Origin of the sequence: Clostridium tyrobutyricum DSM 2637 = ATCC 25755 = JCM 11008, from assembly GCF_000359585.1 — a bacterium.
In the GTDB taxonomy this organism is placed as follows: domain Bacteria; phylum Bacillota; class Clostridia; order Clostridiales; family Clostridiaceae; genus Clostridium_B; species Clostridium_B tyrobutyricum.
The window spans coordinates 20,754-33,891 of sequence record NZ_APMH01000004.1 but is presented as its reverse complement, the minus strand read 5'-3'; the positions used below and the strand labels follow the sequence as shown (position 1 = coordinate 33,891).

At 29.4% G+C, this 13,138-nt stretch carries 9 protein-coding genes; 7 read left to right on the top strand and 2 right to left on the bottom strand.

The window, feature by feature from the left end:
- Nucleotides 1-61: 61 nt before the first annotated feature.
- Nucleotides 62-265: a cold-shock protein gene (locus J418_RS0103235; RefSeq protein ID WP_017753057.1), complete on the top strand. Its 204-nt coding sequence runs from the start codon at nucleotides 62-64 to the stop codon at nucleotides 263-265.
- Between the two features lie 152 nt (nucleotides 266-417).
- Nucleotides 418-993, top strand: a complete 576-nt coding sequence (locus tag J418_RS0103230) for a hypothetical protein (protein WP_017753056.1) — start codon at nucleotides 418-420, stop codon at nucleotides 991-993.
- Nucleotides 994-1,126: 133 nt separating this feature from the next.
- On the opposite strand, the gene J418_RS0103225 is transcribed toward J418_RS0103230, so the two are convergent.
- Nucleotides 1,127-2,449: a hemolysin family protein gene (locus J418_RS0103225; protein WP_017894781.1), complete on the bottom strand. Its 1,323-nt coding sequence runs from the start codon at nucleotides 2,447-2,449 to the stop codon at nucleotides 1,127-1,129.
- 266 nt (nucleotides 2,450-2,715) lie between these two features.
- Here J418_RS0103225 and cbiM point away from each other — a divergent pair, with 266 nt between their 5' ends.
- Entirely contained in the window at nucleotides 2,716-3,681 is a 966-nt protein-coding gene (gene cbiM, locus J418_RS0103220; protein ID WP_017753054.1) for a cobalt transporter CbiM, read from the top strand.
- Nucleotides 3,682-3,725: 44 nt separating this feature from the next.
- On the opposite strand, the gene J418_RS0103215 is transcribed toward cbiM, so the two are convergent.
- Nucleotides 3,726-4,871 carry an aminotransferase class V-fold PLP-dependent enzyme gene (locus J418_RS0103215; protein ID WP_017753053.1) on the bottom strand — a complete coding sequence of 382 codons (1,146 nt, stop codon included), beginning with the start codon at nucleotides 4,869-4,871 and terminating at the stop codon, nucleotides 3,726-3,728.
- Between the two features lie 169 nt (nucleotides 4,872-5,040).
- On the opposite strand from J418_RS0103215, the gene thrC reads away from it, so the two are divergent.
- The 4 genes from thrC (at nucleotide 5,041) to pepT (ending at nucleotide 12,965) form a co-directional block, all read left to right on the top strand.
- Nucleotides 5,041-6,534, top strand: coding sequence for a threonine synthase (gene thrC, locus J418_RS0103210; RefSeq protein WP_017894780.1), 1,494 nt, complete (start codon nucleotides 5,041-5,043; stop codon nucleotides 6,532-6,534).
- 428 nt (nucleotides 6,535-6,962) lie between these two features.
- Nucleotides 6,963-8,024 (top strand): sensor domain-containing diguanylate cyclase, encoded by a 1,062-nt coding sequence (locus tag J418_RS0103205; RefSeq protein WP_017753051.1) that lies wholly within the window; start codon nucleotides 6,963-6,965, stop codon nucleotides 8,022-8,024.
- Between the two features lie 18 nt (nucleotides 8,025-8,042).
- Nucleotides 8,043-11,708 (top strand): helicase-exonuclease AddAB subunit AddA, encoded by a 3,666-nt coding sequence (gene addA, locus J418_RS0103200; RefSeq protein ID WP_017894779.1) that lies wholly within the window; start codon nucleotides 8,043-8,045, stop codon nucleotides 11,706-11,708.
- 30 nt (nucleotides 11,709-11,738) lie between these two features.
- Nucleotides 11,739-12,965 carry a peptidase T gene (pepT, locus tag J418_RS0103195; protein WP_017894778.1) on the top strand — a complete coding sequence of 409 codons (1,227 nt, stop codon included), beginning with the start codon at nucleotides 11,739-11,741 and terminating at the stop codon, nucleotides 12,963-12,965.
- Nucleotides 12,966-13,138 lie beyond the last annotated feature (173 nt).

The window sequence follows — 13,138 nt, the reverse complement described above, 5'->3', positions numbered from 1 at the left end:
AAACACCGATATACAAATAAATATATCAATTTTAAGTGTTTTATCTTTAGGAGGATAATAAATGAAAATAGGTACAGTAAAATGGTTTAATTCAGAAAAAGGATTTGGATTCATAGAAGTTGAAGGCGAAAATGATGTTTTCGTACATTTCACTGCTATCCAGAGTGATGAACCAAGAAAGAATCTTGAAGAAGGTCAAAAAGTTCAATTTGATGTAGAAGAAGGACCAAAAGGACTTCAAGCTGCTAATGTTGTTAAACTTTAATAAGTTTTGATATTATTGAATTTAGCGTTCATATAAACATTAAATGTTTTACCACCTTTTTTACAAGGTGGTTTTTTATATAAATTTGCACTTAACTCTTATTTAAAAGCTAGAATTTAAAACAAACTAATTATGTAAAGGAGTCTGTTATAGTGAGAAAAAATTATAGAATGAAGAAGACAATATCAGTAAAAATGTTCATTTCAGAATTAGGAGAGAAATTTTCAGAACATGTAAAAGACAGATTGATGGATTTAGATATTAGATGTGTACTTGGTAGAAAAGATAAGAATTATATAGTTGATGTAAAGCATGTTGAGCATATTAAATATGCTTGTAATGAAAGTGACAACTCAAAGGTAACTGAAAAAGAATATGTATATGGAGAGTTTATAACTATACAAGGTGTATTGTATTTCTCAAAAGAATTCATAAAAACTCCATACGTTATGCAGTCTGATGTGGCAAATAAGATATATGATTCGCTGACAAGTGAGGAATTTGTATTCAATAAAAATAATGAAGAAGATGAAAATGAAAATGAAGATGAAAATAAATCTGAAGAGGTTATATTGAAAAAGGTTGATGATACAAATATAGATTTTATAATTGACAGTATATTAGAAGTATGTCCTAATGTATCACAAAAATATCTTGATATTGTAAAAGAAATGACTTCCCATGCTGAAATTAAGAAAAATAATACATTTCATGTTAGCACTTATTAATAAAGTCTATTTATAGTTTTTCTATACTCTATATGATTTCTGTATAAAAGTTTTATTGATATTTATTTAAATTATTTATAAAAAACTGATATAGTTTTTTATGGCTATATCAGTTTTTGTACAATTAAGACATTTACTCCTTGTTATCCAACAATATTTCCAATTTATCTATTCGTTTTTCCTTAACACTTTCTATTTTAAAAGTTATATTCCCATATTTGAGAGTCTTGTACTCATTGTGTTTTGGAATATGTCCCAAGAGGTCTATTACAAAACCACCTATTGTATCAAATATATCATAAGGAAGATTTATATTTAATTCTTCATTTATATCGTCTATTGGTACAAGCCCATCAACTATATATGTGTTGGAGTTTATTCTACTTATTGGATCTGAATCATTATCACATTTGTCATGTTCATCTGGAATATTTCCCATTACCTCTTCTATTAAATCATCTATAGTTACAATACCTGTAAAATTACCATATTCATCTATCAAAATTGACATATGATTATTTGTAATCTGCATTTCTTCAAATAACTCATCTATATTTTTTGTTTCCGGAACAAAATAAGCTGATCTTATAAGATCCCTTACTGATTTATTGTTTAAAGTTCCACCATGAAATGATATAAATAAATCTTTCATATACAGTATACCAATTATATTGTCTATTGAATCCTCATATACAGGTATTCTTGAATATTGCTGTTTCGCAACTTCACTTAAAATTTCTTCTATAGGTGTGTCTACATTGATAACAAATACATTGACTTTTGGAGTCATTATATTTTTGGCAAGAGTATCATCAAACTTAAATACTCCATTTATCATTTCTTTTTCTGTCTCATTTATTATACCTGTTTCTTCTCCAGCATCTATCATAAGTTGTATTTCCTCTATAGAAATATTATCTTTTTTACCTGTAATATTGGTATTGGTTATTTTACCTAACAGATTTACTGAGAAAGTTAGTATTTTATCAAAAGGAAAAGTTACTTTTGATGTCCATAAAAGAGGTTTTACTACAAATAATGCTACTTTTTCAGAATTTTGCAAAGCCAATTTTTTTGGAAAAAGTTCACCAAAGACCAATGTAAAATAGGATAATATTAATGTTCCAAGTATTATTGATATTTCATTACTTGAAGGTATATTGAATTTTTCAAGTAATTTAGCTAAAGGCACTGAAAGCCATGTAGCTGAAAGTGCACTGGCGAGAAATCCTGCCAGGGTTATTACGTCCTGAATAGTTGCTAAAAATCTATTCGGTTCCTTCATGAGATCAAGCAGCAATTGAGCCTTTTTATTACCTTTATCTGCCATTATTTTTATTTTGGATTTATTTACAGATACTATTGCAATTTCTGCTGCTGAAAAAAAAGCGTTTAATAAGATTAATACAAAGATAAAAAAAACATCAAATAAAACGCTACTCGGACCGCTGTCCATACAAAAATTCCCCCTTGTTAATATAGAAATTGAATATATTATAACATATTATATCACATATTCAATTCCGTTAAGTTGATAAAGTCACAATTTTATTGTATTAATTTAAAATTTTAAAGGTTTCAATATGAGATTTAAGCTGTGAATAATATCAAAATGATACTAAATATTATCATTTTGATATTAAGATGTTTAAATGCTAGAATAAACTTGTTTTTCTAAAGTGGCACAAATATTGCTATTATATATATAAGGAGGGATTTTATATGCATATTCCAGATAATTATTTAAGCCCATCTACTTGTGCAGTTATGGGTGCAATCATGATTCCAGTATGGATGAAAGCTTCTAAAAAAGTGAAACAGGAAGTTAGCAAGAAAAAACTTCCTATACTTGGAGTCTGTGGGGCTTTTTCATTTTTAATAATGATGTTCAATGTTCCTATACCTGGAGGTACCACTGGCCATGCAGTAGGAGCAACATTAGCAGCTATTTTGTTGGGACCTTATGCTGCTGTTATTTCTGTTACAGTTGCACTTCTTATACAGGCACTCTTTTTTGGAGATGGAGGTATACTGGCATTTGGAGCCAACACATTTAATATGGCATTTATAATGCCTATGGTAGGGTATACCCTGTATAGGTTAATAAAGTCAAGAGTTAAAAGTGAAAAGGGAGAATACATAGCAGCTTTTGTGGGGGCATATGCGGGAATAGTTGCAGCAGCTTTTTGTGCTTCCATAGAATTTGGAATACAGCCTTTATTGTTCAAAGATGCAAGTGGGGCTGCACTCTATTGTCCTTATGGATTGAAAATAGCCATACCTGCTATGATTTTACCTCATCTTTTAATAGGATTTATCGAAGGAGGTGTTACCGCTGCAGTACTTGCATATGTTAAAAAAGTATCACCTGGAATAGTCTATAAACATGAACATACAAGTAAAAAACCATTGTATAGACTATTGATATTACTTATAATATTATGTCCTATAGGATTATTGGCAGCAGGAACTGCATGGGGAGAATGGGATATGAATCAAATAAAACATCTTGTAGGTTATGTTCCATCCGCTTTTCAAAATGGATTCAAATTCAATTCCATAGCTTCTGATTATTCCATATCAGGAACAAATGATATAATAGGATATGTTATATCGGCTGTGGCAGGAGTTGCCATTATACTTATAATTTTTAAATTAATTTCATCTGCAGGAAAAGAATCAAATTGATAGTAAAACAATAGGCCGAAACATTGGTCTATTGTTTTTTATATTTAAGTTTTTGACAATTCTACAAGGGATTCAGTTAGGATATCTATATCGCTTTTTGTGTTAAAATACCCTATTCCTATTCTTACACATCCTGTATTATAAGTACCAATAATCCTGTGGGCCGTAGGGGCACAATGAAATCCAACCCTTACCATTATATTGTATGTCTTGTCAAGTTGAAAGCCTACTTCATCACATGGAATGCCTTCAATATTAAATGAAATTACACCTACTATTTTATCAGCAGATTTTGGGCCATATATTATTATGTTTGGAATCTCTTTAAGTGTTTTCAATGCATACTCTGTTAAAATCTGCTCTTTTTCCCTTATTGAAGATATACCTATATTATTTATATAATTTACACCTTCTGAAAGACCAACTATTCCAACTACATTTAGTGTCCCGGACTCAAATTTGTTAGGAAGATATTCCGGTTGATAGGGATACTTTGAGTCAACTCCAGTGCCTCCAGCCTTTAATGCTTTTATTTCTGCATCGCAGTTTATTATAAGACCTCCAGTTCCAGTAGGACCAAGGAGACTTTTATGCCCTGTAAAAGCCAGAAGATCTATATTGTATTCTTTTATATCTATGGGATAGGCTCCTGCGGTTTGAGCACTGTCTACCAAAAATAATATATTGTTTTTTCTAGCTATTTTTCCGATTTGTTTTATGGGTTGAATGGTGCCAATTACATTTGAAGCATGAGTAAATATTATCAATTTTGTGTTTGTTCTTATTAGGTTCTCTATATCATTCGGGTTTGTCAGTCCATATGTATTGCATGGAACTTTGGATATTTGTATATTCTTTGTTTTTTCAAGAATTTTCAATGGTCTTGTAACGGAATTATGTTCTAAACTACTTATTATTACATGATCTCCATTTTTTAAAATGCCATTTATAGCTAAATTCAAGGATTCTGTAATATTATATGTAAATACAACATTTGATGGTCTATCAAAATTAAAAAGTTTGCATAGATTATTTCTACAATTATATACTAATCTATCAGATTCTATTTCAGATTTATAAGCTCCTCTGCCTGCAGTTGCACCTATATTCTTCATGAAATAGTACATTTTATCCATAACTATATCCGGTTTGGGATATGATGTTGCTGCATTATCTAAGTATATTGCCAAATTTTTCACCTCTAATAATAAAATCTAAAAAATTCCTATGAAATCTAGTTTACTACTATTTTTAATTATATACTAGAAGTATTAAATTTTATTTTCAAGTTCTATATTCCTATGTTATTATATACTTAGATAAAACAAGGATTCTAATATTCTATAAGGAGTGATATACGTGGAAAAAATTTGTTACAACAGCACGAGGGGGATAAAGGAAAATTTACCTGCATCTTGTGCGATATTAAATGGTATAGCTAAAGATGGAGGCCTTTTTGTACCTGATACTATACCTTTTATAGGTGATAAATTGGAAGATTGTAAAGATATGAGCTATAAGAAGCTGGCTTCTTTTATTATAGGTAAATTTTTTACAGATATAGAAAAAGAAGAACTTGATAGATGCTTAGACTTGGCCTATGATAATAAATTTGATTCTGAAGATATAGTTCCACTTAAAAAAACCAAAAAGGCATTTTATCTAGAGCTATATCATGGTCCTACTCTTGCATTTAAAGACATGGCATTATGCCTACTGCCCCATCTTATGAAAGTTTCTGCTAAAAAGCAAAATTTGAAAAAGGATATAGTAATACTTACAGCTACTTCAGGGGATACTGGTAAAGCGGCTCTTGAAGGTTTTGCAGATGTGAAGGGAACAAAAATAGTAGTATTTTTTCCAAAAGACGGTGTAAGTGAAATACAGAGAAGGCAGATGATAACACAGACTGGGGCAAATACAAGGGTTATTGGAATAGATGGAAATTTTGATGATGCACAGAGTGAAGTAAAGAAAATCTTCAATGATGCAGATTTAAAAAGTGAATTAGATAAAAAGGGCTATGTATTTTCATCTGCAAATTCTATAAATATAGGAAGACTTGTACCACAAATAGTATATTATTTCTATGGTTATATGGAACTTGTTAGGACAGGGGAAATAAAACTTGGAGAAAAGATAAATTTTGATGTTCCAACAGGAAACTTTGGAAATATATTAGCTGCATATTATGCAAAAAAAATGGGATTGCCAATAAAGAAACTCATATGTGCATCTAATGACAACAAAGTTTTATTTGATTTCTTGAGTACCGGTACATATGATAAAATGAGAGATTTTATCGTAACTATATCACCTTCTATGGATATACTTGTATCAAGTAATCTTGAAAGACTAATATATGATATAAGTTCAAGAAATTCTGATTTGGTAAATAAACTTATGAACAACTTGAATGAAGATGGGAAATATACGATTACAGAAGATATGAAGAAGGAGTTAAATTCATTTTATGGGGGATTTGCAAGTGAACAGGAGACTTTGGATGCAATAAATTATAATTTTGAAAATTATAATTATCTGATGGATACCCATACTGCAGTAGCACATGCTGTATATAAGAAATATGTTGATTCTACTGGAGATAATACTAAGACTATTATAGTTTCAACAGCTAGTCCATTCAAGTTTACAAAATCTGTTATGAGTGCACTTGACAGTAAATATACTAAATATAATGATATGGAACTTGTAGATATAATGAGTAAAATATCAGGTTTAAAAATTCCAAAGGGTGTAGAGCAATTAAAGAAAAATAATGTGATACACAAAACTACCTGTGAAAAAAATGAAATGAAGGATCAAATTTTAAACTTTCTTTTAAATAAGTAAATCTTATTCACCTCTATCTATTTTTAGAGGTGAATTTACTTAATCTCACAAATAAAGTTGTTGATTTTATAGAAAAGATCCTGTAACAACTAATGAAAATATGGATAATATAAATAATGTATATGAATTTAAAGATAAGTTTACATCCTCAATGGGTTCTGTAATTTCAGTAACTTAAGAAATATCTGCATCTTCTGAGAAAATAACTGCATCTACATCTGCAGTAAAATAAAACATGGATACAATAAATAAACTTTCAGGTGAGTTAAACTATTTTTCAGAGGAGTTAAATAATAGGTTTTGACTTTAGTTTACAATACTTTATTGTATATTTTTACCATGTGATTGTAGAAAATATAATATACTTATGGTATTCTATATTTATAAATCTAAATGTGAAGTAGTTCTTTTTATTAGGAGAGAAATTAATGTCATTGTTGGAACAGTATAATAGATTAAAAAAAGAATATGAAGGCTATCAAAAAATGGCCGAATATACTATGCAACAGCAGAATAAAAAAATTATTACACAAGATAAAAAATTAGATATGCTATCTTTAATAGTAGAGATAAGTCAATATATAAATAAATATCTTAGGAATGGCGAAATAGCATCTACCATTAATGACATAATGATTGGAATTTTAGGAGTAACATATTCAAGTGTATATTTAATTGAAAATAGAAAGTTAAAATTAAAAGTATCAAATCTAAAAAACATCCTTCATCATAATAGTATATATGAATTTAATAATGGAAGCAGGAATGAATTAAGTACTTCATTGATAAATTCACCTGATAATATATATAAGGGAAATGATAATATATCCATACATTCTGCCATACTCATGCCTATATATTTAAAGGAAAATCTTCTAGGTGTTATTGTAGTTGAACATAAAATATATAAATATTTAAGTGATGAACACATAAAGCTTTTAACTGCAATAAGTAATCAAATTGCTATGTGTATAGAAAATAACAGGCTTTATAACAAGATAAAAGAAAATTCACAAAGAGATTTTCTAACTGGGCTTTTTAATAGAAGTTACTTTTTTTCAGTTATATATGAGAAAATAAAGGATTGTGGTGCTGGATTTGCCATTGTTATGATAGACATAGATGATTTCAAAAAATGCAATGATACTTATGGGCATCAATATGGTGATAGGGTTTTAAGACAGGTAAGCAATATAATTAAAAATAGTTTGAGAAGAGAAGATATTGTATCAAGATATGGTGGAGAAGAAATTATAGTGTATATGTACGATATAAAGTCCATATATGATGTTTATACAAGAATGTGTAAAATAAAAGACAAGATAAAAACTTCACCAATTAATTATAGAAACATCAAGTCATATATAACCGTTTCCATAGGCATAAGTATGTGCAAAGCCGGTAATGGAAATGTAGAAGAGTTGATAAGAAAAGCGGATATGAATCTATATAGAGCGAAAGATTCTGGAAAAGATAATGTAATTTACTAAAAGAATTAGGTGATAACTATGGTTGCAAATTGGACAGATGAACAAAGAAAAGCTATATTTACAGAAAGATCAAATGTATTGGTGGCTGCAGGAGCTGGTGCAGGAAAAACTGCTGTTCTTGTAGAGAGAATAATTCGAAAGATAACAGATCCAGATTTGGATATTGACATAGATAAATTACTTGTAGTTACATATACAAATGCAGCTGCAGCTGAAATGAAGGAGAGGATTGGAGATGAACTCCAAAAATTATTGGAAGATAATTTTGAATCGAGAAGACTTCAAAGACAGCTAACACTGTTAAATCAATCCAATATAATGACTATGCATTCTTTTTGTCTCAAAATAATCAAGAATAATTTTCAATTGGTAGATTTGGATCCAAATTTTAGAGTCTCGGACAATGAGGAGAGTATACTCTTAAAAAGAGATGCTGTATTTGAACTATTTGAAGAAAAATATGATTCAAATGATAGTAGTTTTTTAAATCTGATAGATTCTTATGGTGATAAAAATGATACTAAAGTTCAGGATATTGTAATATCACTCTATGAATTCGTTCAAAGTGTCCCGTGGCCTGAAAAGTGGCTCAATAAGGCATCAGAGCAATTTAATTTATCTGATGATTTTGAATTTGAAACATCCCTTTGGGCACAAATAATAATATCAGATCTAAAAGTTGAAATAAAGAGTCTTAGAGATAGACTTAAAAGAGCACTTGAGTTGATATTTGAAAATCCTGGTTTTGAGGGATATGAGCCTATTTTTAAAAATGAAGTCGGTGAATTTGAATATTTGTTAAAGTTAAAATCCTGGAATGAGATTGATAATTATGTTCAAGAACTTAAATTTCAAAGGCTTCCAAGATTAAAAAGTGGAAGCTATGATGAAGATATAAAGATAAGAGTAACTAAGACGAGAGATAATGTAAAGAAAAGGTTAAAACATATAATGGAAAATATATTAAACTATGGAGATGATGTAGACAAAAGTATAAGGGATATGTATCCTGTTATGAAATGTCTTACTGATCTTGTAATGGATTTTGCTAATAAATATGCTGATAAAAAAAGAGAAAGGAATATACTTGACTTTAGTGATATAGAGCATTTTTGTTTAAATATACTAACCCGTAAGGATAAAAGTGGAGATATAATTCCCTCAGATACAGCTCTTTATTATAGAAAGTATTTTGCAGAAATACTTGTAGATGAGTATCAAGATAGCAATGGGGTTCAAGAAGTAATAATAAATATGATAAATAGAGATGATGAAACTTCCAATCTGTTTATGGTAGGAGATGTAAAGCAGAGCATATATAGATTCAGACAGGCAAAACCGGAATTGTTTCTTGAAAAATATAGGAACTATTCTGAAGAAGAAAATTCTAAAAATAGGAAAATAAAATTATTTAAAAATTTCAGGAGCAGACATGAAATAATAGACGGCGTAAATTATTTATTCAGCCAGATAATGCGTAAAAAAATAGGAGAACTTGATTATGTAGAAGGAGAACAACTTGAAAGTGCAGCAACTTATCCGGATACAACTGATAGTACTTTTAGTGGAGAGGCTATAGAAGTTAATCTAATAGATAAAGTCAGGAGTGAAGATGAACAGGAAGATTTAAGTAATATTCAGGTAGAAGGAAGATTAATAGCCAAAAAAATAAAAGACATTGTAAATCCTGAAGATAATCAATATTTTAAGGTTTATGATAAAGATATAAGATCATATAGAAATTTAATGTATAAAGACATAGTAATATTGATGAGAGCTACTAAGAATTGGGCTCAAACTATTATGGAAGAGTTGAACAATGCAAACATACCAGTTTTTGCAGATACATCTACAGGCTATTTTGAAACTATAGAAATAAAGACTATTATGAGTCTTCTGCAAATAATAGATAATCCAATACAGGATATACCGCTTATATCCGTACTGCGCTCACCAATAGCATCTTTTTCACCAGAAGAATTGATTGACATAAGGATTGTAAATAAAGATGTATCTTTTTACGAAGCATTAAATATTTGCTGTAACGAGGAAGATGTAACAGAAGATTTAAAAGAAAAAATCAGCAGCTTTTTGGATCGTATGGATAAATGGAGAAAAAAAATAGTATATATGCCCATAGATGAATTTTTGTGGTATTTGTATAGTGATACTGGCTATTATGGATTTGTGGGTGCCATGACTGGAGGAACTCAGAGACAGGCAAATTTGAGAATGCTTTTTGAAAAAGCAGAACAATACGAAAAAAGCAGTTATAAAGGACTATTCAACTTCATAAATTTTGTAAATAAGTTGAGGAATAGCAGTGGAGATATGGGAAGTGCAAAAATATTAGGTGAAAATGAAAATGTAGTTAGAATAATGAGCATACACAAGAGTAAGGGACTTGAGTTTCCAGTGGTAATACTTGCAGGTGCAGGTAAAAATTTTAACTTTATGGATGCCAACAATCCTATAATTTTTAACGAAGAATTGGGACTTGGCCCTGAGTATGTGGATATTGAAAGACGGATACATTATCCCACTATTATAAAACATATACTTAGAAGTAAACTTAAAAATGAGACTTTGTCTGAAGAAATGAGAATATTATACGTAGCATTTACAAGGGCAAAGGAAAAATTAATTATAACTGGAATGATAAATAACGTAGAAGATACATTTGAAAAATGGTGTGATGACTCTCTTGTAGAGGAAAATAAAGTCCCTGAATATGCTTTACAAAATGCAAAAAATTATCTTGAATGGATAGGAATGGCAATTGTAAGGCATAAAGATGGAAAAATTATAAGAAAAATTGCAAATCATAAAAATTGTAAATTTTTGCCTATAGAACATATTTCAAACTGGAAAATCAATATCTATTCAAGAGAAGATTTCTCAGAAAACTCTCAAGTAGATACTGAAATAGACATAATAGAACATATTAAAAATAGATTTCTGGATAAATATGAAGATGAATATTTTCAAGAAATAAATAGAAGGCTAAATTGGAAATATAAATATGAAGAGGCATCAAAAATACCTGCCAAATTTTCAGTATCTGAATTAAAGAGAAGATTTGCATTGATTGATATGGAAGATAGTTCACATCTGGTTGAGGATGTGAATCTTAAAAAGCCTAATTTCATTAAAGAAAATACAGAATTGTCAGGAGCTCAAAGAGGTACTTTGATGCATCTTGCAATGCAGCATATTGATATAAATAATACAGATTCCAAATCGAATATAGATACTCAAATAGAAAATCTTGTACTTGGACAATTTATTACAGATGATGAAAAAAAGGCTATTTCATCTTATAAAATATTGAAATTTTTCAATTCAAATCTTGGGATTAGAATGAAAAGTTCAAAGAAGGTATATAGGGAAGTACCATTTTATATACAGGAAAGCAGTTCTGATATATATAAGGATTTGCCAAAGGATCTATATAAAGATGAAAAGATACTTATCCAGGGAATAATAGATTGCTATTTTGAAGAAGATGATGGATTGGTGCTTATAGATTATAAAACTGATTATGTTGAAAGAACTGAAGAACTCAAAGATAAATATAAGATACAGATTTACTATTACTCGAAAGCACTTGAAAATATGACCGGTATAAATGTGAAAGAAAGATACATTTATTCATTTCACAAAGGTGATATTATTGAAGTATAGTACATATTTTTAATTTGGGGAGGAAATCTCATGGAAAGTGTAACAGATAAATTTTTAAGATATATTGTTGTTGATACCAGGTCCAGTGAGGAGTCAAATACTGTTCCAACAACTAAAAAACAGCTGAATTTAGGAAAAAAACTTGTACAAGAATTAAAACAAATAGGTATTGAAAATGCCAATTTAGATGAAAATGGATATGTTATGGCATTTTTAGCTGGAAATACTAATAAAAAAGTACCTGCAGTTGGATTTATATCTCATATGGATACAAGTCCTGAAATTTCAGGTGAAAATGTTAAACCGAATATAGTTACAAATTATGATGGATCAGATATTGTATTGAATAGTGATAAAAATATAGTTCTCAGCACAAAGGATTTTCCAGAAATAAAGAATTATATAGGAGAAACAATTATAACTACAGATGGGAATACACTTCTTGGAGCTGATGATAAAGCTGGAGTAGCTGAAATAATGACAGCTGTAGAATACCTTGTAAATCATCCTGAAATAAAACATGGGGATATTAAAATAGGTTTTACACCTGATGAAGAGGTTGGAAAAGGTCCTGATTATTTTGATGTGAAAAAGTTCAATGCTGAATTTGCATATACAATAGATGGAGGACAAATCGGGGAGCTTGAATTTGAAAATTTTAATGCAGCCTCAGCTAAAGTTAAAATTAAAGGAAGAAATGTGCATCCAGGATATGCAAAGAATAAAATGATAAATTCCATGCTTATAGCTGCAGAACTTATTGGAATGCTTCCTAAGAATGAGGTACCTGAAGCAACAGAAGGACATGAAGGATTTTACCATCTTATTTCCATAAATGGTGGAGTAGAGGAAACTGAACTTTATTATATAATAAGAGATTTTGACAGTGATAATTTTGAAAAAAGAAAAAAATTCATGCTGGATAGTATGAAACTACTTAATAAAAAGTATGGCAGTGGAGTTGTAAGTATTGATGTAAAGGACCAGTATAGAAATATGAAGGAAAAGATAGAGCACGTTAAATACGTAGTAGATATTGCATATGAAGCAATAAAGCAGTCATCTGTTGAACCTGAAATTGTTCCGATAAGAGGAGGGACAGATGGAGCAAGACTTTCATTTATGGGGCTTCCAACACCAAACATATTTACAGGAGGACATAATTTTCACGGAAGATATGAGTATATTCCTGTATTTGCTATGGAAAAGGCAGTTGAAGTTATAATAAACATAGTAGAATTAATATCAAAAATGTAGTTAAAAACGTTCACATTTGCTTTCTTGCTGAATATATATATAAATATAATAATTTTTAATTCAGGGAATAATTGTTTATGAAAATGCATATTTATATTAAATATGATTAAAATAATTATCTCAATTATTATAAGGAGGAATAGCAAATGGAAAATAATTTTATAATAACCAAA